We start from the raw sequence: 23,945 nt of genomic DNA on the forward strand, positions 1-23,945 counted from the left end.
ACAAATTAAATAAAAGCAAGTGAATACGTTAAGTTACAAAACTGTCTCTGCCAATGCCAAAACTGTTAATAAACAGTGGGTTGTAGTTGATGCACAAGGAGAGATTTTGGGGCGCTTGTCTTCTAAAATCGCAATGATTATTAGAGGAAAACACAAGCCAGAGTTTACCCCAAACGTAGACTGCGGTGATAACGTTATCGTTATTAATGCAGACAAGGTAAAATTGACAGGAAACAAATTAAGCGATAAGCAATATGTTTCTTATACTGGTTATCCAGGTGGTCAAAAATTTATTTCTCCTAAAGAATTAATGGCAAAACACCCTACTCGCGTAGTTGAGAAGGCTGTTCGTGGTATGTTACCAAAAACAAAATTGGGCAAAAAATTGTACACCAATCTTTTTGTTTACGCTGGTTCGGAGCATCCGCACTCGGCACAAGCACCAAAAACCATTACACTTTAATTAAAAGAGAAAAGAAATGTCAGTTACAAACACTTCAGGTAGAAGAAAAACTGCAGTTGCCCGTATCTATTTAAAAGAAGGCAACGGCACAATTACCGTTAACGGTAAAGATCACAAAGTATATTTCCCAACATTACCTTTACAATACATTGTTAACCAATCATTCGAAGTTTCGGAATTGACTGGTAAATATGATGTTAACGTAAATGTAAACGGTGGCGGAGTAAAAGGACAAGCAGAAGCAGTTCGCTTGGCAATCGCTAAGGCTATTGTTGAATTAGATGCTGAGAAAAAACCAGCATTACGTGCTAAAGGGTTAATGACCCGTGATAATCGTATGGTTGAACGTAAGAAACCAGGACGTAAAAAAGCACGTAAGAAATTCCAATTCAGTAAACGTTAATCTTAAAGGAGACAAACACAATGGCAAGAACTACATATCAAGACTTATTGGATGCAGGTGTACACTTTGGTCACCTTACCCGCAAATGGAATCCGAAAATGGCACCATATATTTTTATGGAACGCAATGGAATTCACATTATAGATTTAAATAAAACTTTAACTAAAACTGAAGAGGCTGCAGCAGCGATTAAACAAATCGTAAAATCAGGTCGTAAGATCTTATTCGTAGCTACTAAGAAACAAGCTAAAGAAATCGTTGCTGAACAAGCAAAAAAAGTAAACATGCCTTTCGTAACCGAACGTTGGTTAGGTGGTATGTTAACTAACTTCGCTACAGTACGCAAGTCAATTAAAAAGATGGTTACCATCGATAAAATGACTAAAGACGGTACATATTCAATCCTTTCTAAAAAAGAACGTTTGATGATTCAACGTGAACGTATCAAATTGGAAAGTTTATTAGGTGGTATTGCAGACTTAAACCGTTTACCGGCTGCAATTTTCTTAATCGACGTTAAAAAAGAGCATATTGCTGTAGCAGAAGCGATGAAATTAAACATCCCTACTTTTGCAATGGTTGATACTAACTCTGATCCATCTAACATCGATTTCCCAATTCCTGCGAATGATGATGCAACTAAATCAATTTTATTGATTACTGATGTAATTATCAAAGCAATTGAAGAAGGTTTAGACGAGCGCAAACGCGAAAAAGACGATGAAGCTGAAAAAGAAGCTGTAGCTGTGAAAACTGCTGCTGACGCTCCTGAAGCTAAAGAGCCTAGAGCTGCTGGTGAGAAAAGACCAACTAAAAAAGAAACTGCTGAAGCACAAGCATCAACAGAAGATACTACAGAAGCTTAAATTAAGTTGTGGGTTGAGAGTTACGAGTTGCGGGTTTACCCATAACCTTGTAACCTTCAACCCATAATATTTTATAAAAAAAATAAAAAACATACAAAATGTCTACAGTACAAATTACTGCCGCAGATGTAAATAAATTACGCCAACAAACCGGAGCCGGTATGATGGATTGCAAAAAAGCATTAGTAGAAGCCAATGGCGATTTCGAAGCTGCTGTTGATTTATTGCGCAAAAAAGGTCAAAAAGTATCTGCCGCTCGTTCTGGTAATGCTACTTCTGAAGGTCAAGTATTAATCAGTATTTCAGCAGATGGCACAAATGGTAAATTAGTTGCTTTAGCTTGTGAAACTGAGCCAGTTTCTAAAGTTGAAGATTTCCGTAATTTGGCTCAGGCTGTTTTAGCTGCAGCAGTTGCTAACAATCCTGCTTCTGCTGAAGAGTTATCAGCGATTACATTAGAAGATGGACGTACTGTTGCCGAAACTATAACTGAGTTAACCGGTAAAATTGGAGAGAAAATCGTTATTCAAGAGTACGCAAATGTATCTGGCGAAAAAATCGTTTCTTATATCCACTCTAACGGTAAAATGGGTGTTTTAGTAGTATTTGAAGGCGCTAAAGGCATAGATATTACTGAAGCTGGTAAAGATGTTGCAATGCAAATTGCTGCAATGAACCCAGTTGCTGTTGATAAAGACGGTGTTGATCCTGCTACTATCGAGCGTGAAATCGAAATTGCTAAAGATGTAATTCGTCAAGAAGGTAAACCAGAAGAAATGGTTGAGAAAATCGCTGCTGGTAAATTGAATAAATTCTACAAAGACAGTACTTTATTAAACCAAGAATTTGTTAAAGATGGTTCGATCGATGTTCGTAAATTCTTAGACCAAACAGTTAAAGGATTAACAGTAACAGCTTTCAAAAGAGTACAATTAGGTTCTTAAATCAAGAATATTTTATAGAAAAGGGTCGGTTAATTTAACCGACCCTTTTTTATTTCCTTTTTGCAGTATAACTGCCTACTTCTTTGCCAAGATCATCTAACATGCTAACCTTTATTTCATTGGCATTGGCAGTAATCTTTGTTAATGTTCTGGTTCCATCTCTTGGCCCGCCCCCAATTATTAAGGGATACTTATTTAAGTCTTCATTTGGTTGATGCACTTTATAGGTGTGGGTATGTCCACTTAAAACTAAATCTACTTTCCCTTGATTTAATAGGGGCTCAAATAATTCGGTACAATGTTTAGGACCATGCGCATCCCCAGAAAAACGAGGTGGAATATGCATTAATACAATTCGGAATGGAGCTTTTTTAAATGCTTTGGAGTTGATTTCATTTTTAAACCATTCTGCTTGTTCAATTCGGTATTGATCAAAATCAACTATTCCTGCATAAACAGGATGAGCATCTTCTTTATCTTCTCCTGTATCTAAAATCACAAAGCGAACTGGGCCTACACTAAATGCATCATAACCTACGTGTTTAAAATACTGAGGAAATTCTCTGGCAAATTTTCCGCGAGTTTCGTGATTACCTCTTACGTATATAAATGGTGTTTTCTTTGCAAATGCATCAACACAAGGTTTTAACATGTGGTCAATAATTTGTTGCTCATCAGTTTGATAATCAAAAATATCCCCATTAAAAAAGACAAAATCATTCTTCTTTTCTTTATCCAAATCCAATAATAAAGGAATAGATTTTGGACGATCATGAATATCGTTTAACATTAAAAATGAAACCTCTTTTTTAGCTATATCAGTATTGATAAAACTTTCTGTTTCAGTATTTATCGTGTTTCCGTAAGTAAGTTTGTAAGGTTGGAAATCTTTTATTTCTTTAGAATAAATGCGATAATAATAGGTTTTCCCTGGAATTAAGCCTTTAAGCGTGACACAGTTTAATTTACTATTTGCGGCTTTTAAACCTAATTCGGCTTTGCCATACGCTTTTTGATTTAGCTTATCAGGAGAATCCCCAAACTCTACCCAACCAGCAGCAACTTTGTTTGTCAGCCATAAGATACTCATCTCATTACCAAAACTGGTTTGCAAATAAGGCCCAACTGAAATAGTAAATTCGTCTGCCTTTTCTGGCAAACTGGCCATTGTTTGCAGTGGATTGATAAACGCTGTAGCACCAAGAGCTAAAGTTGTTTTAAGAAAATTTCTTCTTTTTGAGGTCTGTATTTTATCCATGTTTGAAGGTTTCTAGCAACCAATATAAAAGATTAAAATATTACCTTAGCACAAATCACCCGCTTAACATGATGCAAACGTTTGATATTTACAACTATTTCGACGGAGATACAATAAAGTCATTACAAGGATTGGAAATTGCAGATGGAAAATTTAAATCAGTATTAGGATCTGAAATTGTTTCTGAAAGAGAAAATCTTATTATTCCAGGCTTTATTGACCTTCAAATTTATGGAGCTGGAGGTAAATTATTTTCCGCAGATCCGACAGTAGAATCATTAACAATTATTGAAGAAGATCTATTAAAAAAAGGTACAACTAGTTTCCTGAACTGCATTGCAACAAATACTCCCGAAGTTTTTAATGCTTGCATTATAGCTGCAAAGGAACATCGAAAAGTAGCAAAAAATTGCCTAGGCTTACATTTGGAAGGTCCATTTTTGAATGCAAAACGTAGAGGTGCGCATGTGAGTGAATTTATTCGTAAAGCGACACTTGATGAAATTAAAGCATTGCTTGATTTTGGCGATGGGATAATAAAAATGATGACCATTGCTGCAGAATTACAAGATGAAAAAATAATTCAATACCTTTTGGATAGTCAAGTTGTGGTATCATTAGGGCATAGCGATGCTAATTTTGAACAGGCCACGAAAGCATATGATTTAGGCATACAAACTACCACACATCTTTTTAACGCCATGTCTCCAATTCATCATAGAGAACCAGGCATTCCGACAGCAGTTTTTAATCATGATAAAGCAATGGCAAGTATCATCGCCGATGGCAACCATGTAGATTTTGAAGTGATAAAATTTAGTCAGAAGTTGTTAAAAGAAAGGATGTTCTTAATTACTGATGCGGTAACAGAATGTTCGTCAGGCCCTTATCAACACCGTTTAGTTGGAGATAAATTTGTAATGCCAGATGGAACATTATCAGGATCATCTTTAACGATGTTGCAAGCGGTTAAAAACTGTGTAAACCACTGCGATATCGAACTAAAAGATGCATTAAAAATGAGTTCATTGTATCCAGCAAAATTAATTGGAGAAGATAATCTAAAAGGGAAAATCCAATCGGGCTACCAAGCAGACATGCTGATTTTAGATCAAGAATTGAACTTAAAAGAAGTAATATTTAAAGGAGAATCAATCCACAACTAAATAATTACATCAATTGTTTAAAAGCATAGCGGCTAAGTAAAAAATTGTTAATATTTTTGAGGTCATGAAGTATAAACGGATTTTACTAAAATTGAGTGGCGAATCGTTAATGGGCGATTTGCAATACGGTATTGACAATGAACGCGTTAGACAATATGCTGAAGATATTAAAGCAGTTCACGACAAAGGCTTAGAAATAGCGATTGTTATTGGAGGTGGTAATATTTTTAGAGGATTGAGTGCAGAAAAATCTGGAATGGATAGAGCGCAAGCTGATTACATGGGCATGTTAGCTACGGTAATTAATAGCATGGCTTTGCAAGATGCACTTGAAAAAGTAGGTATCAAAACCCGTTTGTTATCTGCTATTAAAATGGAACAAATTTGCGAACCATTTGTTAGAAGAAGAGCCGTTCGACATTTAGAAAAAGGCCGTGTAGTTATTTTTGGAGCAGGAACTGGAAACCCATATTTCACAACTGATTCTGCTGCAGCATTAAGAGCGATTGAAATTAATGCAGATGTAGTGTTAAAAGGAACCCGCGTAGATGGAATTTATACTGCAGACCCAGAAAAAGATCCAACCGCAACAAAATATACGGAGATTTCTTTCAAAGAAGTTTACGCTAAAGGATTAAACGTAATGGATATGACTGCTTTCACGCTTTGCGAAGAAAACAAGGTTCCAATTATCGTTTTCGATATGAATAAAACAGGCAATTTTATGAAAATTGCCAATGGCGAAGAAATAGGCACTTTAGTTCAAGGCTAATCTTAACCATTTTTTATATTTTTGTATAAACAGAACACATTATGAACGACCTCATAAAGAAACAATTAGAAGATGCACAAGCAGCAATGGAAAAAGCAATTGCTCATTGCGAGGCTGAATTAACTAAAATAAGAGCGGGTAAAGCATCGGCAGGAATGTTAGATGGAATTATGGTAGATTATTATGGAACACCTACTCCTTTAGCGCAAGTTGGTGGAATTACTACTCCAGATGCACGTACTTTAATTATCCAACCTTGGGAAAAATCTTTATTAGTGCCAATAGAGCGTGCTATTATGGAAGCTAATATTGGTATCAATCCACAAAATGATGGTATAATTATTAGATTAGTTGTACCACCTTTAACCGAAGAACGCCGTAAGGATCTGGTTAAAAAAGTAAAAGAAGAAGCAGAAAGAGGACGTATAACTGTTCGCAATATTCGTAAGGATGCAAATGGAAAAATACAAAGACTAAAAGGCGAAAGCGTTTCTGATGATGAAATAAAAACTGGCGAAGGCGAAGTTCAAAAAATAACCGATGCATATATTGTTAAAGTAGATAAACATGCAGAAGTAAAAGAAAAAGATATCATGACAATCTAATTTCTATATCGTTAAAATGTAATTTAAAAGGGAATGTAGCATAGCTTCATTCCCTTTGTTTATTTTTGAAACCCAAACATAAAAAGAAATGAATTTATTACTTCAGTATTTAAAAACACATAAGTGGATTGTGGTTTTGGCGCTTGTACTAGCTGCCTTTAACATAGGTTTCTCTTTAATGGACCCTTATTTTACGGGTAGAATTTTAGATAGATTCATTAACAGACACAATGAATTAAGTAGAAGTGAATATACTTGGGGCGTTTTAGGGCTGGTTGGTTTAGCAGTTGGTGCTGCCATGGTTTCTAGAATTGCGAAGAACTTTCAGGATTATTTTACAAACATTATTGTACAAAAAGTTGGCGCCAAAATGTATGCTGATGGATTAAAACATTCATTAGAATTACCTTATCAAGTGTTTGAAGACCAAAGAAGCGGAGAGACTTTAGGGATTTTGCAAAAGGTTAGATTAGATAGTGAAAAGTTCATTACTTCTTTCATTAGTATTCTTTTCGTGAGTTTAATTGGGTTAATTTTCGTTATTGTTTATTCACTTTCGGTTAGCTATAAAGTTTCATTAATTTATGCTGCATCTATTCCAATTATTAGCTTTTTAAGTTGGTTTTTAAGTCGTAAAATTAAAACAATACAACGTTCAATTGTTGCAGAAACAACTGCTTTGGCAGGTTCTACAACAGAATCATTGCGTAATATCGAATTGGTAAAAAGTTTAGGCTTGGCTAGTCAAGAAATAGAACGTTTAAATAAAACAACCTACAAAATATTAGGCTTAGAATTAAGAAAAGTAAAGTATGTGCGTAGTATGAGTTTTGTGCAAGGAACTACTGTTAACTTGGTTCGTAGTACAATGGTTGTGGTATTATTAATGTTAATATTTGAAAACACAATTTCTCCAGGTCAGTATTTTTCTTTCTTATTTTACTCATTCTTCTTGTTCGGTCCGTTGCAGGAATTAGGTAATGTGATTTTATCTTGGAGAGAAGCGGAAGTGTCCTTAGGTAATTTTAAAAAGATTTTAAATACACCTGTGGATGAAAAACCTGCTAATCCTATTCGATTAGAAAAGATTGAAACCTTAGCATTTTCAAACGTAAGTTTCAAACATTTATCGGGCAGAACAAATGCGTTAAATAATATCAGCTTTGCTACAAATAACGGAGAAACAATTGCTTTTGTTGGTCCATCCGGTTCGGGAAAAACAACTTTAGTGAAATTACTGGTAGGTCTTTATCAGCCAATTGAAGGTGAAGTATTGTACAACAGAACTTCCGGTAGGGAAATAGATTTAGATCAGTTGCGTGAAAAAATAGGTTTCGTAACACAAGATACCCAGCTATTTTCTGGAACGATTAGAGAGAATTTACTATTCGTAAAACCTAATGCTAGCGATGAAGATTGTATGCGAGTTTTACATCAAGCCGCTTGTCAGAATTTATTAGCAAGGGCAGATAAAGGTTTAGATACTGTAATTGGTGAAGGGGGTGTAAAAGTTTCTGGCGGAGAAAAGCAACGTTTATCAATTGCTAGAGCATTATTACGTAACCCAGATATTTTGGTATTTGATGAAGCAACATCATCATTAGATTCATTAACAGAAGAAGAAATCACAACTACAATTAGAGATGTATCTGTTTTAACAAGTCACGTAACTATTCTAATTGCACACCGTTTATCAACTATTCGACATGCAGATAGAATTTATGTTTTAGAGAAAGGACATATTATTGAGCAAGGTAAACACGCAGATTTATTGGCAGAAAAAGGCTTGTATTTTGCAATGTGGAGACAACAGGTTGGCGAACGAGTAAATGACGAAGTTTTTTCTTAGGATTTAAAGTTTTTTTACCATCTAAGACACCTAAGAATACTTAAGACTTAGGTGTCCTAAGATTTCTAAGGTGGTAAAAATTGATCCAAGATAGTAAAACACACTTAAATCTGGTCTTCGATTTTATCCGCAGGCTTAATATCATTAAGCGTTAATGGCAGTAAGCTTTTAGTTTTAAAGTAAGTAATTGCGGCGATACCTAAAGTCATACTTCCTCCAAAAACTACAGCGGGCACGGTTCGCATCAGCTTTGCTGTTAAGCCAGATTCGAATGCGCCAATTTCATTAGATGAACCAATAAACATGCTATTTACTGCGGAAACTCGTCCACGCATTTGGTCGGGTGTAAGCAATTGCATAATAGTTGAGCGGATAATTACACTAACACTATCAAATGCGCCTTCGCAGAATAAAAAGAATAGTGTTAAGTAGAAACTGGTTGATAAACCGTAGCAAATAATACTGGTAGCAAAACCTACAACTGCGATTAACAAGTTGCGCCAAGGTTTATTCATTGGTGAAAACTTGGTCATTAAAAGCATGGTAATTACAGCTCCGCTGGATGCTGCCGCTCGCATAAAACCTAAACCTTCTGAGCCTACTTTTAAAATATCATTGGCAAACACAGGAAGTAAAGCTACTGCGCCGCCAAAAAATACCGAGAACAAATCTAAACTCATTGCGCCCAGCATCATTTTACTTTTAAAAACAAAGTTGATGCCTTCGGTTAGGCTTTTTACAATACTTTCTTTAGGAATAAAGGTTGGTTGATGTTTCTTAAGGAAGAAAATACAAACTAATGAAACAAATATAAAGGCGATAATTACAACGTATGTAGGCGTGATGCCGTAAAAACCATAAATTAAACCACCAACTGCTGGCCCTAAAATTGAAGCCATTTGCCAGCTAGAACTGCTCCATGTACTTGCATTTGGGTATAATTCTTTTGGTAAAATTTGCGCCATTAAAGAAAAAGTGGCAGGGCCGAAAAACCCCCTAGCTAAACCTACTCCGAAAACCATGCAATACATAATGGGTACGATATAACTGGTTGGAATGTAAGTGTGCATTTGCTTTGAAGTAGCTATTAGCATAACTAATGAGCACAAAAATACACCACTAAATATTTTCAATAGTAAACCTCTTTTCTCTGATTTATCTGCAACATAACCCCCATATAAAGCAATGCTGATGGCAGGAATAGCTTCGCAAAGGCCAATTAAACCTAGTGCTAAAGGATCTTTTGTTAAATGATAGATATGAAAACCGATAATTACTGCTTGCATTTGATAGGCAAACGTAAAGAAGAAGCGCATGCCTAAATAAGAGCGGAATTCTCGGTAACGGAGTGCGGCAAATGGGTCTTTTTTTTCGGTGATGATGGGCTGCTCTTCCAAAGGGATTAATTTGTAGTAAAAATAATGTTTCGGTTTTTAAATTAACGGCTGCGCCGGATTATTTTTATAATAATCTAATTTGTATTGAAACATTTCGCTCATTTTGGCTGCTCGCCATTTTGCTTCGCTTGCTTTTGTACCTGTAAAATGTTCGTCAACGGTTTGGTTAAATAAGCTAATCCAGGTATCAAAGTGTTCTTTTGCGATGGGTAGTTTGGCGTGTTTTAAAAACGGACTGCCGCTGTAAGTGGGTGTTTCTAATAAAATGGTTTGCCAAAAGGTGTACATCTTTTCTAAATGGGCTTGCCAGTTATCTTTTATAACGTTGTTAAAAATAGGGGCTAGTAATTGATTATCTCTCACCTTCCCGTAAAAGTCGTTGACTAATATTTTTACATCATCTAGGTTGAGGATATCTGTGCTTTCACTTTGCATAGTAGTATTGCTTGATATTATCAAATATAAGGGGTTGTTGTTGAGATGCTTTATTTAGTAGTATAAAATGACCTTGAGTTGGTATTTCTGTTGGTGGTGTTGTGTTTGGTGATTGTGGTAAAAGCGGGAGTGAAGTTGATGTTTGCGGAAGTGTTGGTGTTATAAATGGGAGTAATTATGGTATAAGTCGGAGTGATGTTGTTAAAAGTGGGAGTAAAGTTGATGCTTTCGGAAATAAAGTTGTTAAAAGACGGAGTAACTACCGAATAAGTCGGAGTAAGCTTGATAAAAGTGGGAGTGGTTGTTGTATAACAGGGAGTGATGTTGGTTGGTTTCTGGTTGGAGTAGGTTGTTTTGTTTTTACCACCTTAGAAACCTAAGCTAACCTTAGCTGGGGTTTCTATCTGCCTATGTGGTAAGGTTGCAATGCGGTCGTCTTTACTACTGTGTACGTCTTTGCGAGGAACGAAGCAATCTCCTATTTGTAGGTTATCACTCTGTGTTTTTCTTAGCAAGGAGGAGGTTGCCACAGTCGGTGAAGAACCTCCCTTCGCAATGACGAGATGTTGATTTTAAATAACAGCTTTATAAAAATCCTGATAAGCCTCATACATAACTTCGGCTTGGTTAATGGCAGATGAGGCGGCAATGCCGTAAATACCAGTTGCTAAAAGTGAGGGAATATCTTGTAAAGTTACTCCGCCAACGGCTAATATTGGTAGGCTAATGTTTGCAGTTTTTAATTGCTCTATTGCATCGGCATAACCTTTTATGCCTAATAATGGGGAGTTGTTGGGTTTTGTGGTTGTTGTTTTAAAAGGACCAAAACCTGCATAATCTGCACCTTCGTTGGCGAGTCTAATTAAGTTTTCGACGGTGTTTGATGAACCGCCTAAGGTATATTCTTCACCTAGTTGTTTGCGCAGGGCGATGAAATCTGCATCCATATCTTCTATGTGGAAACCTTGTATATCGGCCTTGCCTTTTAAATGAGTATGATTGGTAACGATTAAGGTTGCGCCCCAATCATCGCAGGTTTCTGCAATGGCATTTATGTCGGTTAATAGTTCTTCATCAGCTTTGCTTAAACAACGGTATTGGATCCATTTTGCACCTGCTTGGCAAGCTATTTGGGCTTGTGCAATGTGCGAATGTTGCGGAATATCGTGGGTGATGAAGTGGAGTTTTTCTATGTATTTTTGCATGGGAGAGGATTTCACAGAGGTAATGATTACACCGATTAAAACATATCGTCATTGCGAGTCTCCGATTTTTCATCGGGGCGAAGCAATCTTTCATGCAGGATAGATTGCTTCGTTCCTCGCAATGACGAGCGTGTTATAAAAAGCCTTAAAATTTCAAGTTCAAACTTAACATTAAATTCGTTCCACTTTGTGGGAAATAAAAATTTTCTGTGGTTTGTGCACCTCCGTAAAAGTAACCGTAGGTGTAGCCGTTGCTTTCGTATTTGTTGTTTAAAATGTTGTTTACCAAGAAAGCGATGTTGATGTTTTTAAACCCTTTTAACTGCATATCGTAGGCTAAACGTGCATTATTAACCCAATATGAATTTAATTTACGAGTTTCGTTTTGGGTATTATCTAAATACTGTTTGCCCACATATTTACTTTGCCAGCCAAACGCCAATGCTTTTATTGGGCTATACACTAACTCGCCAGAAATCACAGCATTTGGTGAGAAAGAAATATCGGGGCTTTTGTAATTGTTTACAATTTGCCCGCCATTGTCGTAATCATCAATAAACTCAGTAAAATTTTTAATTTTATTACGACTTAAAGCTGCGTTTGCTAACACAGAAAACTGCTGATTGATGGTATAAGCGGCATCTAATTCTACACCTGCACGGTAACTTTTATCTACATTTTGACGGTAGTATTCGCCTACGTCGTTAATTTTTCCAGTTACTACTAATTGATCTTTGTACCACATGCCATACACATTTACACCTGCAGATAGACTAGCGTTTTTGAAGCGATAACCTGCTTCTAAATTGTTCAATCGCTCAGATTTTGGTAGCGTTCCAGCTTCTACGTTTACATAATCATCGCGGCCAGGTTCTTTATTGGCTACACTAAATGAAGCGTAGATATTTGCATTCGGGTTAACAAAATAGCTTGCGCCAACTTTGGGATTGAAGAAATCGAGTTTGTCTTTTATGTCTAACTGATTTAGGCTTTTTTCGGTTCCTAAAACAGTGTAATAAATGTGGCGGTATTGTAAATCGGCAAAAACAGTAAGTTTTTCTATTGGGTTATAGTTAGCTTTTAAATACGAGTTGAAATCAGTTTTAAAGCCGTCGTTATCATAATAATGTCTGTCGTTGTTGCCGTTACTTCCGTATTGCGCATAAATAATTTGTCCGAAGTGAGCACCTTTATATTCGTTATATGCACCGCCCAAAGTGAGTTGTAGTTTGGTAACGGGTTTGTAATTGAAGGCATAAGTGAAACCGTAAAAATCGTTGTCTAACCATCTTCTACGTACTAAATCCGTTTTGGTAATGGTAGTAGCGCCAACAACAACGGGTTGTAAACCATAGGCTGTTAATTTTTGTGCTTCTTTAAATTCCTCGTAATATCCTCGCCCTGCCGTATAATGTAAAGCGCCGTTGAATGAGAATTGATCGTTAAATTGTTTGGCGTACAAGAGTTGATAATGATCTTGCCAATAGTTGTCAGTTTGATCCTTGTAGGTGAAACTGTTGTAGGTTCTGCTGCCAGAGTTTAAGAGATTGGCGGCATCTGCCGAATTTAATCCATTGCGAGAAATGTAATCGTTCATACCTGCAACATCTCCATTTAAACGAGATTCGGGTATACCATTCCATGCTTGATAAGTTTTTTCGCTTCCAGAAAATACATTGATTCTTAATAGATCTGTTTTGCCGTGATAGGCTCCTGAAAGGAAATAAGATTTAAGGTTTGAAGCTGCACGATCGATAAAGCCATCAGATTTTATACGAGATAAGCGACCATCGAAACTCCATCTATCGTTAATTAAACCTGTACCAACTTTTACGGTATTTTTCCAAGTATTGAAAGATCCATACGTATTATTTAGCTCCGCATAAGGTTCGGTTTCGCCAGCTGTAGTTTGAATATTTAAGCTTCCGCCGAAAGCACCAGCTCCATTTGTAGAAGTACCAACGCCACGCTGAATTTGAATATTATCTACTGATGAGGCGAAATCGGGCATGTTTACCCAAAAAGTTCCTTGACTTTCGCTGTCGTTATAAGGGATACCGTTTAGTGTAACGTTTACTCGGGTTGCATCGCTTCCGCGGATGCGAATACCTGTATAACCTACGCCTGCACCAGCATCTGAAGTGATGACAACGCCCGGTGTATTATCTAAAAGGAAAGGTAAATCTTGTCCGAAATTGTTTTTAGCAATGGTTTCTTTATCGATGTTTTTGTAGGTACTGGCAGAATTTGCAGCTGCTCGGGTTGCACTTACTACAATTTCATTCGCTAAAAAAGTAAGTTGATTTAACTTAAAGTTTACCGTAGCATTTGCTTGTAGATTTACAGTTTGCTCTTGACTTTGGTAGCCTAAAAAGCTAACTGCAACTGTGTAATTACCTGCCGGAAGATTTTTAAATTCGTAATCACCTGCTTCGTTACTTGATGTGATAATTGTTTTACCTTTTAATCGGATGGTTGCACCTGGTAAGTTGGTGCTGTTTTTTTCGGATACTGTACCCGAAATGTTGAATTGAGCCATGGTAAAGATTGGGCACAATAGCGCAGTGATTACTGCTAACTTAAATTTTTTCAATTTGTATTTTTTGTTTTAGTTAAACCTGTCGACAGTAGGGGTACTCCCGACCTTAGTTAACTCCATAAACCATCCCTACGCCAGCATTACCTGGATCAGGTGCATTTAAAGCTTTACGCTTTAAAATGGGTATGTTCTCAGCCTGTATTTGCGTTTTTTACAAAACAAGGCACCCCTTATTGATGGTGCAAATGTAAGGCAAAAGGATTGATATTAAGAAATAGTTTTAGAAAATATAAGTGTAGGGGCTATTCCTTCAGGAAATTATTTATCGCGTTTATAGCATTTTGCAAGCGATTTTCTATGCCGCCAATCTCTTTGTAAGTTGCATTGAGTGCTTTTAGTTCTTTATGCCAAATTTTCATAAAATGTTCTCGCATGTGCGGAAAGTCTCTTAATGGGTCTTCTTGCCAAGGTAAATCGATATCTAGTAAAAGATAGAAATCGTATGGACGAGTTTTTAGGGCGTCGAGTACAATTTGAGGGGTTTCACCTAACATTTCATCGCTCCAAATTTTAACAGTTACAAAAGTCGTATCGCATATAATGAAATCGGTATCGGCCATTGCTAAAACAGATTCTTCTAATGCAATTTGCCCATGAAACATGTTAATTTCATCCTGTAAGGTGCAATCGGTGGTTAAAGCTGCACAATAATAACGAGCATATTCTGGCACCCAAGGCACATTGTAATGTTTCGCCAATTGTTGAGACATGGTCGATTTCCCCGTACTTTCTGGGCCAACTATCGCTATTTTTTTAATTTGTTTGTTCACGGTAGATTTTCCTCCAATCTATATAACCAATTGTAGCTATTATAACGTATAAAGCATACATCAACCCTGTTGCATACAGTTCTTTAGAGAAATATACACTTACATAAATAATGTCAACGAAGATCCAAATTAGCCAATTTTGTAATACTTTTCTTGCTAAAAATATCTGTGCAATTAAGCTACAGGCCGTACAAAAACTATCTATAAAAGGGAAGGAAGCATCGGTGTTTTTATGTAATATAAAACCTAAAGCAAGAGTAAAAACAATTATTCCAATAACGGATAATACAATTTCTTTCAGAGTGATTATACCAATTGGTCGTTCTTTTTCTGGATTATCTCTTTGTTTGCTCCAATAATACCAGCCATAAATATTCATGGCGAAGAAGTAAAATTGCAAGCCCATATCTGCATATAACTTACTTTCGAAAAAGATAACTATATAAATCAATACGCTAACTATTGCAATTGGCCAGTTCCAGATGTTGTTTTTGGCGGCTAACCACACGCAGAGGATGCCTGTAAAAACTCCGCACCATTCTAACCATCCTGTTCCAAATAAAAATTGAACTAGACTTTCTTTAAAACCGTCAATCAGTAATAACATGTTTCAAAAGTATAAAAACTTTTATCTTTCTGTCCAAAAACAAAAAAGTCCGATAGGGAACAACCCCTACCGGACAATAAACCAAACAAACTATTTATGAAGAATCCTCAAACTTGTTGAGGAAATTTTAGATCTATTTTGTATTTGGCGATGAGCTAAAATTAATCGCCGCTCTTACACTCACATCACTTGTTAAACTATTCCTTAACGTGTATTCCATTCGCACTCTCAAATTACTTCCTTTAATATATTCATCAACAAAACGTGAATTGTCTATATCTAGTACAAGATTGTTGCCAATATTTTCTGAGACATCATTTCTTGACGCAACCATGACTTCTGCACCACTACCATTCACTAAAAATACTTTTACAGACTTAAACATGCCTAAATTTTGATTTGAGGGATTGCTCGCGTCTAATTTTACTGAAGCAACTCGTACCTCTTTAATGTAATCGGTTCCGCTTTGGTTTCCAAATATCTGATCGATACTGCTAGCAGTACTGGTTGTTATCTGCACTACGCCGCTTTTAGTACCTGTCGGAATGACTAAAGTTGCGGTATAAGGAAATGTTGATTTGATGATAGATTGTACTGTAGCGCAACCGCTGATGAGAACAACTAAAACAATAAATGGTAAGATTATCTTTTTCATATTGTGTAATAAACAAACGCCGTTCCAAATAGTTTTACCTATTTAAAGGCGTATCTCTGTATATAATTTAAGACGATTTGAAATAGATTGGTAATAATTTTTAAAACAAGTCCGTTATAAAAGTGTTTATTAAATGGAAACTTAAAAAAACAATTGTCGATTTAATCTTATTAGATGAAGAAAAACTACGCTTAATTAAATAGAAGTTAAACTAAAAATTAATATCATGAAAAGAGCGAGTTTAAATTTTTTAGCTGTTGCAGGTTTATCATTAGGATTGTTTGCGTTCGGCTCAATTAAAGAAGGTGGAATACAAGGTAAAGTAACACCAGCTGAAGGCGCAAAAGAAGTTGTTGCAATTGCTGGAACAGATACATTGAAAAGTCAGATTAGTAATGGCGCTTTTGTATTTAGTAATGTTAAAAAAGGCACATATACTGTTTGGATAAAAGCAAATGCACCTTATAAAGATGCTTCGGTAGAAAATGTTGCAGTTGTAGATAGTGCAACAACAGATATTGGAGAAATAAAGTTGCAACAATAGATAAAATTGTGTGTTAAAAGAGAAAGAGGGCTTGATGCCTTCTTTTTTATTGTAAGAAATTTCAAAAAACACCTTCTTTTTTCTTTCAAAAAACCTATCTTTGCATCCCGACAGAGCAGTTGGGATTTTTCATTTTATAGCACAGGAATTCTCCCAGCTAGCAGTCAGATTTGACTATTTACTTTAGACTTTTTTTAAACCCCCACAATGCCTAAAGACACCTCCATACGCTCAGTACTTATTATCGGATCAGGACCTATTATTATTGGCCAAGCTTGCGAATTCGATTATGCTGGTTCTCAAGCCGCACTTTCTCTTAAAGACGAAGGAATTACGGTTTCGATTATCAATTCTAATCCGGCAACAATTATGACCGATAAAGTTATCGGTGATCATGTTTATTTATTGCCTTTAACTTTAGAATCGATTGAACAGATTTTAACTGAGCACACAAACAATCCAAACCTTCCTAAAATTGATGCAGTATTACCTACAATGGGCGGTCAAACGGCATTAAATCTTTGTGTTGATGCAGAAGAACGCGGTTTATGGAAAGCACATGGAGTAAGAATTGTTGGTGTAGATGTTGCCGCGATTGAGAAAACTGAAAATAGAGAATCTTTCCGCCAGTTAATGGTTGATATAGGTGTGGGTGTTGCTCCATCAAAAATTGCAAACTCTTATTTAGAAGGAAAAGAAGCCGCACAAGAAATTGGTTTTCCATTAGTAATTCGTCCGTCATATACACTTGGTGGTTCTGGAGGTGGTTTTGTACATAAAAAAGAAGACTTTGATGCTGCGTTAAAGCGTGGTTTAGAAGCTTCTCCAACTCACGAAGTTTTAGTAGAAAAAGCTGTTTTAGGCTGGAAGGAATATGAATTAGAATTGTTGAGAGATAGCAATGATAACGTAATTATCATTTGCTCTATTGAGAATTTCGACCCAATGGGAATACATACTGGAGATTCAATTACAGTTGCTCCAGCAATGACTTTATCAGATCGCTGTTACCAAGAAATGCGTAATCAGGCTATAAAAATGATGCGTGCCATTGGTAATTTTGCTGGCGGATGTAATGTTCAGTTTTCTGTTAACCCAGATAACGATGATATTATTGCGATTGAGATTAATCCTCGTGTTTCACGTTCATCAGCCTTGGCGAGTAAAGCAACAGGTTATCCGATTGCAAAAATTGCCGCTAAACTGGCCATCGGTTATAACTTAGATGAGATCGAAAATCAAATTACCAAAACTACCTCAGCTTATTTCGAACCTACTTTAGATTACGTTATCGTAAAAATCCCTCGTTGGAATTTCGATAAATTTAAAGGAGCGAATATGGAGTTGGGCCTTCAAATGAAATCTGTAGGTGAAGTAATGGCAATTGGCCGTAGCTTTATCGAAGCCTTACAAAAAGCTACTCAAAGTTTAGAAATAGGTAGAGCAGGTTTAGGAGCAGATGGTAGACATAACAGAAGCATCGACGAAATAATGCACGGTTTAGAGCATCCAAGTTGGAACAGATTGTTCTTAATTAAAGATGCAATGAGCATGGGTGTGCCTTTAGAATCTATTCGTAAGGTAACTAAAATAGATAAATGGTTCTTGTCTCAAATTCAAGAATTAGTAAACTTAGAAGTAGAACTTAAACGCTATTCATTAAATAATATACCTAAAGATGTTTTCTTCAACCTTAAGCAAAAAGGATTTTCTGATATTCAAATAGCTTATGTTTTAGGTAATGTAACCGAAGATGATGTTTACAATCGCCGTAAAGAATTAGGAATTAAACGTGTTTATAAAATGGTTGATACCTGTGCGGCAGAGTTCGCGGCACAAACACCTTATTTCTACTCAACATTTGAGGAAGCACCAATCCAAATTTCTTTAGTTGGCAACGAAATACTTTCTAATGGAGATGAATTGGGTACAAACGAATCTATCGTATCCGATAAGAAAAAAGTAATTGTTTTAGGTTCTGGACCAAATAGAATTGGACAAGGGATAGAATTTGATTACTCATGTGTACACGGATTGTTAGCTGCGAAAGAAAGTGGTTTTGAAGCGATAATGATTAACTGTAACCCAGAAACGGTATCTACAGATTTTAACATGGCCGATAAATTATATTTCGAGCCAGTTTTCTGGGAACATGTTCGTGAGATTATAGAACTAGAAAATCCAATAGGTGTAATTGTTCAGTTAGGTGGTCAAACTGCACTTAAAATGGCTGAAAAATTGCATGAAAACAATATCAAAATCATTGGTACTTCTTATAATGATATGGATGTTGCCGAAGATCGTGGTCGTTTCTCAGACTTGTTAAAAGAATTAGATATTCCTTATCCAAAATATGGTGTAGCAGAAAATGCTGAAGAAGCAATTATAGTTGCACAAGAAGTTGGTTATCCAGTTTTAGTACGTCCAAGTTATGTTTTAGGTGGACAAGGGATGAGCATTGTGATTAACGATGAAGATTTGGAGAAAGCTGTTGTTAAGTTGTTGGGAGACTTACCTGGAAACAGAGTGCTAATCGATCATTTCTTAGATAGAGCAGAAGAAACAGAATCAGATTCAATTAGCGATGGAACAGATGTTCATATTGTTGGTTTAATGGAGCATATTGAGCCTGCAGGTATCCATTCAGGAGATTCATTTGCGGTTTTGCCTCCTTTCAGTTTATCTGAACAGGTAATTGCTGATATGGAAACTTACTCTAAAAAAATTGCAAGAGCTTTAAATGTAATTGGTTTATTAAACATACAGTTCGCTGTTAAGGATGATAAGGTTTATGTAATTGAGGCAAATCCTAGAGCATCTCGTACTGTTCCATTTATTGCAAAAGCTTACGATGTGCCTTACATTAACATTGCAGCTAGAATTATGTTAGGCGTTAACAAATTAAAAGATTTTAATATTGTTCGTAAACTAAAAGGATATGCAATTAAAGAACCAGTGTTCTCTTTCGATAAATTCCCTGAGGTAACAAAAGAATTAGGGCCAGAAATGAAATCTACTGGTGAATCAATTCGTTTCATTAAAGATTTAGAAGATCCTTATTTCCGTAAGTTATATAAAGATAAATCGATGTATTTGTCTAAATAGAATAAATAATATTGTCAGTCTGAGCTTGTCGAAGACTAATTAAAGCAAAATCCCTTAACGAGAGTTGAGGGATTTTTTGTTTTTTTGTCATTCAGAATGAAGCTAAAAATCTTAGAGATAAATAATAATTTGAAGCGCAACCATAGTGAAATAATTAAAGTCAGTCCAACTTTCCGCTATATCTTTTTTGCCCTTCGACAAGCTCAGGATGACAAAAAAGTATATCGCTTCAATTTGGGCTATTTAACTTAAGCCACTGCAAAGAAACCATGCTTGGTTTTCAATAATAATCTGCTAATCTGTGGCTATCAAATTACTGTTTCGTCCAAATCCGTGTATTCAAATCCAATTCTCTAACGATATCATACATAAATGCTAAAACAGACATATCATCGTCTAATAAATCTGGCTTTAATAAGGTTTTAAATACAGGTGGTTCAAAATAGTTTTTATCCAATGGGAAAGCAATATACATTCTAGTATCAATGAATGATAAAGAAATGGCATTAGCCGATCGCTGATTGAGATCGTTAATTTTTTCCATCATAGCTGGAGTTAAAATATATCGCGCTTCAATTTGATCGTTACTATAAGTTACAAAATTTTTGCTAAAGTCTTCGTTTTCTAATTCCACCACATTTTTATCTCCAAAAGAATACACATTTTTAGAAAACCAGGCCCCAATCTTACTCCCAAAATCTTTAGGCCTAACTACAGTAACTCCATTAAAGTTTTTGTTGAAATCGGCAGTAAATACAATCCCCTTTAAAATGTCATGCCAAGTTACCTGTCTACCACTTTTAGTTTGAACTTCAGTCTTATATTCGGCATGTACCTCTGCAAAATAGAAGCTCGTTTTTCCAATGGTTCCACGTATTAAATCTTCCGTACTATACCGATCTGGAGAAGTGGTAAAGAGTTGTGAAGATCTAAATTCAGATTCTAAAATTCCCCTATTAGGATCTAATGTTAAAGTTTTATCAACTGAACTTAATGCAGCGCCAACTACTTCTTGTTTAAATCTACTTTTGTATTGAGCAACGTCATCGCTAATGCGGAATAAAATAATTGCACCAGGAATTACGATAACAAAACCTACAATTGCTAGAATAACTTGACTTAAAACGCAACCAATACCAAAGCAAATCACACCCAAAATAATAGAACTCCAGCCTTGCATCTTGCTAGAAACTATCTTTTTCCGTTGGACTTCTAATTCAACGAGTATATTTTCTACCGCCGAACTTATCGTAAAATTTGTGGACATTAATTATTGAAAAGTTCTTTAGCACTTACATTTTTACGTTCTTCTTCCGCAGTTTCTAAAACTGTCATTGGCTGATAGCCCAACATACCCGCAAACATATTTCCTGGGAACATCATTACTGCATTATTGTAAGTAGTTACAGAGGAATTATAGTTTCTTCTAGCAGCAGCAATCTGTTCTTCGCTTTCTGTCCAAGTACTTTGTAAGTTTAAAAAATTCTGATTAGCCTTTAAATCTGGATAATTTTCTACACTTACCATTAAGCCTTTTACAGCAGCTCCAATTTGTTGGTCTAAAGCTAATTTATCACTTTCACTAACATTTGTTCCTAGGGCTTTACCTCTTAATTCGGTTATTTTGGTTAACGTATCACCTTCGTACTGCATGTATTGTTTAACAGTTTCTACTAGGTTTGGAATTAAGTCGAAACGTTTTTTAAGCATTACATCTATGGCAGAAAATGCATTTGCTACTTGATTTTTTTTACTAATTAGGGAATTATATATCCCAATGCCAATTAGTAAAACGGCGATTGCTATTATAGCTACAATAATCATAGTTTGAGTTTATTAAGGTTTTTATAAATATTATATAAGCATATAGATGTTTAATTGCTCAACCTGTTACAGAATGATTGTAAAAAAACCTTGCTCCGGAGAGAGCAAGGTTCAATCAATCAATATTAAAAAGGAGAACCTTTCTAATTCTCTAAAATTACGACTCCTTTTGCTTCAAACACAATTTCTTTTTTAGGTTTTGTGATTTTTGCAATTTCCTCAGGTGATTTCTTAGCATCTTCTGCAATATGTTTCAAATCTTCAACAGATGTTTCTGTTCTTTCTGCAAAGCCATCAATTACTACTTTTTTACCTGCTAAATCTTTAGGCATAAAAAATGCATAATCTTTAAAATTCACACGCATAGTTTCTCCATTTGATGTTTCTAAATTCATAAAACAACCCTTTTTTTGGCAAACCAAAGTTACTAAGCCGGTCACTTTCATGTCTTTTTTGGTGCTATCGCCAAGTTTTGTATTCACTTCTGCTGTTGTTATCACATTTCCTTTTTTAACGCCTTCACCAAAAGATTTTCCTTCAAATGAAGTCGCGTCTTGTGCAAAAGCAAATGCAGTAAACATACAAAGGGCTAGACTTAAAATAATTTTTTTCATTTTCTGTTTATTATTAACGGGGTTGAACTCTTATCTATCTGATACAAAAATATTTAAAATCTTTTTAAATAGGGAATGTTCTTCTTATAAATGTAATATAGAAAAAATCCCCACCACTTAAAAGTAGTGGGGGTCAATCATCCCTATTTATTAGTAACCATGAAAATACTAATGCTAAATCTATAGCAATAGCTTATCCAAATGGATAGTTTAGTGTAAATTATTTATAACTTACTGATCTATAGATAATTAAACAATAAAGGATAAGGGAATATTATAATTTTCGAATTTCATGTGTAGAAATAGATACCTGAAAATCATAATATGGGCAATATATTTCCTTAAAAAGGACTTGAGAGTTATCCAAATAGCAAAGAGAAAACCTCTTCAATTTTGCTAACGGTAATTATTTGTATTTTAAATTTATCCTTCACTAATCCTTTTAGGTTATAATTGGAGATAAATATCTTTTCAAAACCTAATTTTTCTGCTTCAGAAATGCGTTGCTCAATGCGATTTACAGCTCTAATTTCTCCAGATAAACCAACTTCAGCAGCGAAACAAACCTTAGATGAGATAAAAATATCTTCGTGAGATGAAATAATGGCCGCCATAATTGCCAAATCAATTGCAGGATCTTCTACTTTAATTCCACCAGCAATATTTAAAAAAACATCTTTTGCGCTTAATCTAAATCCGCATCTTTTTTCTAATACCGCAAGTAACATATTCATTCGCTTGGTATCAAAGCCAGTGGCAGATCGCTGCGGCGTGCCATAAGCAGAAATGCTGACTAAGGCCTGCGTTTCAATTAACATTGGTCTAGCACCTTCTAAAGTTGCGCCAATAGTTATTCCGCTTAATTCTTCATCTCGCTGAGAAAGTAGAATTTCTGATGGATTTGAAACTTCCCTCAGCCCATTGCTTTGCATTGCATAAATCCCTAATTCCGCCGCTGCACCAAAACGATTTTTAATAGACCTTAAAATTCGATAAATGTGATGCCTGTCTCCTTCAAACTGTAAAACAGTATCAACCATGTGTTCTAAAATTTTAGGCCCTGCAATCGCACCGTCTTTGGTAATATGTCCAATCAAAAAAACTGGCGTATTGGTCTCTTTTGCAAAACGCAATAACTCGGCCGTACATTCTCTAACTTGAGAAACACTTCCTGGCGTAGATTCGATATGCGCAGAATGTAAGGTTTGAATAGAATCTATAATTACAATTTCAGGCTCTAAATGCTCTATTTGCTTAAAAATATTTTGGGTAGATGTCTCGGTAAGAATATAACAATCTGCTTTAGGATTAACAGTGATTCTTTCGGCACGCATTTTAATTTGTTGCTCACTTTCTTCTCCAGAAACATATAATATTTTCCTGCCGGATACATTTAGCGCAACCTGTAACATTAACGTAGATTTTCCAATACCAGGTTCACCGCCAATTAGCGTAACTGAGCCCGCCACCAATCCACCACCTAAAACCCGATCTAGTTCTGCATCGCCAGTAGTTGTTCTTTCTTCTGTTGCACTTTGAATTTCCTCAACCTTGCTAGGTTTGCTTAACCTTTGTGTGCCTGCGGCTGATTTCCATGTTGGAACATGAGTTGCGCCTTTATCAATTATTTCCTCTACAAAAGTATTCCATTGATTACATGATGGACATTTGCCCAACCATTTTGCAGATTCATAACCGCAACTCTGACAGAAATATGCTGATTTTGTTTTAGCCAATTTGATTTTAGATTGATGATTTTAGATTTACGAATTTAGAAAATTAAACCATTAAGGGATTAAGAAAAATTTAGGATATTGATAATACCCTAACTAATTCGCTGTTCGAGATGTTCTGAAAGGCATCT

At 35.7% G+C, this 23,945-nt stretch carries 23 protein-coding genes; 11 read left to right on the top strand and 12 right to left on the bottom strand.

Features of this window, described 5'->3' with window-relative positions; all coding sequences use genetic code 11:
- The first annotated feature begins 19 nt into the window (after positions 1–19).
- The 4 genes from rplM (at position 20) to tsf (ending at position 2,676) form a co-directional block, all read left to right on the top strand.
- Complete coding sequence (gene rplM / locus GM921_RS12915; protein WP_182923050.1) at positions 20–463, top strand: 50S ribosomal protein L13; 444 nt, start codon at positions 20–22, stop codon at positions 461–463.
- A 16-nt stretch (positions 464–479) separates the two neighbouring features.
- Positions 480–866: a 30S ribosomal protein S9 gene (gene rpsI / locus GM921_RS12920; RefSeq protein WP_182923051.1), complete on the top strand. Its 387-nt coding sequence runs from the start codon at positions 480–482 to the stop codon at positions 864–866.
- A gap of 20 nt (positions 867–886) precedes the next feature.
- Entirely contained in the window at positions 887–1,732 is an 846-nt protein-coding gene (gene rpsB / locus GM921_RS12925; protein WP_182923052.1) for a 30S ribosomal protein S2, read from the top strand.
- 98 nt (positions 1,733–1,830) lie between these two features.
- Positions 1,831–2,676, top strand: a complete 846-nt coding sequence (tsf, locus tag GM921_RS12930) for a translation elongation factor Ts (RefSeq protein ID WP_182923053.1) — start codon at positions 1,831–1,833, stop codon at positions 2,674–2,676.
- 49 nt (positions 2,677–2,725) lie between these two features.
- On the opposite strand, the gene GM921_RS12935 is transcribed toward tsf, so the two are convergent.
- Entirely contained in the window at positions 2,726–3,934 is a 1,209-nt protein-coding gene (locus GM921_RS12935; RefSeq protein ID WP_182923054.1) for an FN3 domain-containing metallophosphoesterase family protein, read from the bottom strand.
- Positions 3,935–4,002: 68 nt separating this feature from the next.
- Between GM921_RS12935 and nagA the strand changes: the two genes are divergently transcribed.
- The 4 genes from nagA to GM921_RS12955 all read left to right on the top strand — a co-directional run bounded on the left by nagA (position 4,003) and on the right by GM921_RS12955 (position 8,326).
- The gene (gene nagA, locus GM921_RS12940; RefSeq protein WP_235969833.1) at positions 4,003–5,100 is read left to right on the top strand and encodes an N-acetylglucosamine-6-phosphate deacetylase; all 1,098 of its coding nucleotides are present in this window, start codon (positions 4,003–4,005) and stop codon (positions 5,098–5,100) included.
- A 64-nt stretch (positions 5,101–5,164) separates the two neighbouring features.
- Positions 5,165–5,872, top strand: a complete 708-nt coding sequence (pyrH, locus tag GM921_RS12945; RefSeq protein WP_182923055.1) for a UMP kinase — start codon at positions 5,165–5,167, stop codon at positions 5,870–5,872.
- Between the two features lie 41 nt (positions 5,873–5,913).
- The gene (frr, locus tag GM921_RS12950) at positions 5,914–6,477 is read left to right on the top strand and encodes a ribosome recycling factor (RefSeq protein WP_182923056.1); all 564 of its coding nucleotides are present in this window, start codon (positions 5,914–5,916) and stop codon (positions 6,475–6,477) included.
- A gap of 88 nt (positions 6,478–6,565) precedes the next feature.
- Positions 6,566–8,326, top strand: a complete 1,761-nt coding sequence (locus tag GM921_RS12955; RefSeq protein WP_182923057.1) for an ABC transporter ATP-binding protein — start codon at positions 6,566–6,568, stop codon at positions 8,324–8,326.
- Positions 8,327–8,430: 104 nt separating this feature from the next.
- On the opposite strand, the gene GM921_RS12960 is transcribed toward GM921_RS12955, so the two are convergent.
- Together GM921_RS12960 and GM921_RS12965 are read right to left on the bottom strand one after the other, a co-directional pair.
- Positions 8,431–9,723, bottom strand: a complete 1,293-nt coding sequence (locus tag GM921_RS12960) for an MFS transporter (protein ID WP_182923058.1) — start codon at positions 9,721–9,723, stop codon at positions 8,431–8,433.
- 36 nt (positions 9,724–9,759) lie between these two features.
- A complete protein-coding gene (locus GM921_RS12965) occupies positions 9,760–10,158 on the bottom strand; it encodes a group III truncated hemoglobin (RefSeq protein ID WP_182923059.1) in 399 nt (132 codons plus the stop codon).
- Positions 10,159–10,259: 101 nt separating this feature from the next.
- On the opposite strand from GM921_RS12965, the gene GM921_RS12970 reads away from it, so the two are divergent.
- Positions 10,260–10,538: a hypothetical protein gene (locus GM921_RS12970; RefSeq protein ID WP_182923060.1), complete on the top strand. Its 279-nt coding sequence runs from the start codon at positions 10,260–10,262 to the stop codon at positions 10,536–10,538.
- A gap of 192 nt (positions 10,539–10,730) precedes the next feature.
- Here the strand turns inward: GM921_RS12970 and GM921_RS12975 are convergent, their stop codons facing one another.
- The 5 genes from GM921_RS12975 to GM921_RS12995 form a co-directional block, all read right to left on the bottom strand.
- The gene (locus tag GM921_RS12975; RefSeq protein WP_182923061.1) at positions 10,731–11,363 is read right to left on the bottom strand and encodes a thiamine phosphate synthase; all 633 of its coding nucleotides are present in this window, start codon (positions 11,361–11,363) and stop codon (positions 10,731–10,733) included.
- Positions 11,364–11,508: 145 nt separating this feature from the next.
- The gene (locus GM921_RS12980; RefSeq protein ID WP_317170977.1) at positions 11,509–13,956 is read right to left on the bottom strand and encodes a TonB-dependent receptor; all 2,448 of its coding nucleotides are present in this window, start codon (positions 13,954–13,956) and stop codon (positions 11,509–11,511) included.
- 248 nt (positions 13,957–14,204) lie between these two features.
- On the bottom strand, positions 14,205–14,732 hold the full coding sequence (locus GM921_RS12985; protein WP_182923062.1) for an AAA family ATPase: 528 nt from the start codon (positions 14,730–14,732) through the stop codon (positions 14,205–14,207).
- Complete coding sequence (pnuC, locus tag GM921_RS12990) at positions 14,716–15,339, bottom strand: nicotinamide riboside transporter PnuC (protein WP_182923063.1); 624 nt, start codon at positions 15,337–15,339, stop codon at positions 14,716–14,718. Before pnuC ends, GM921_RS12985 begins: the two co-directional genes overlap by 17 nt.
- A gap of 133 nt (positions 15,340–15,472) precedes the next feature.
- Positions 15,473–15,994, bottom strand: a complete 522-nt coding sequence (locus GM921_RS12995; protein WP_182923064.1) for a hypothetical protein — start codon at positions 15,992–15,994, stop codon at positions 15,473–15,475.
- 226 nt (positions 15,995–16,220) lie between these two features.
- Here GM921_RS12995 and GM921_RS13000 point away from each other — a divergent pair, with 226 nt between their 5' ends.
- On the top strand, positions 16,221–16,538 hold the full coding sequence (locus GM921_RS13000; RefSeq protein WP_182923065.1) for a carboxypeptidase-like regulatory domain-containing protein: 318 nt from the start codon (positions 16,221–16,223) through the stop codon (positions 16,536–16,538).
- Positions 16,539–16,745: 207 nt separating this feature from the next.
- Complete coding sequence (carB, locus tag GM921_RS13005) at positions 16,746–19,643, top strand: carbamoyl-phosphate synthase large subunit (RefSeq protein ID WP_182923066.1); 2,898 nt, start codon at positions 16,746–16,748, stop codon at positions 19,641–19,643.
- 313 nt (positions 19,644–19,956) lie between these two features.
- On the opposite strand, the gene GM921_RS13010 is transcribed toward carB, so the two are convergent.
- From GM921_RS13010 to radA, 4 genes are all read right to left on the bottom strand, one after another.
- On the bottom strand, positions 19,957–20,910 hold the full coding sequence (locus tag GM921_RS13010) for a DUF3137 domain-containing protein (protein ID WP_182923067.1): 954 nt from the start codon (positions 20,908–20,910) through the stop codon (positions 19,957–19,959).
- On the bottom strand, positions 20,910–21,467 hold the full coding sequence (locus GM921_RS13015) for a LemA family protein (RefSeq protein ID WP_182923068.1): 558 nt from the start codon (positions 21,465–21,467) through the stop codon (positions 20,910–20,912). Before GM921_RS13015 ends, GM921_RS13010 begins: the two co-directional genes overlap by 1 nt.
- Positions 21,468–21,610: 143 nt before the next feature.
- On the bottom strand, positions 21,611–22,081 hold the full coding sequence (locus GM921_RS13020) for a DUF4920 domain-containing protein (RefSeq protein WP_182923069.1): 471 nt from the start codon (positions 22,079–22,081) through the stop codon (positions 21,611–21,613).
- Positions 22,082–22,440: 359 nt separating this feature from the next.
- A complete protein-coding gene (gene radA, locus GM921_RS13025) occupies positions 22,441–23,817 on the bottom strand; it encodes a DNA repair protein RadA (protein WP_182923070.1) in 1,377 nt (458 codons plus the stop codon).
- Positions 23,818–23,945: the final 128 nt, after the last annotated feature.

It is taken from the genome of Pedobacter planticolens, assembly GCF_014172375.1.
GTDB lineage: Bacteria > Bacteroidota > Bacteroidia > Sphingobacteriales > Sphingobacteriaceae > Pedobacter > Pedobacter planticolens.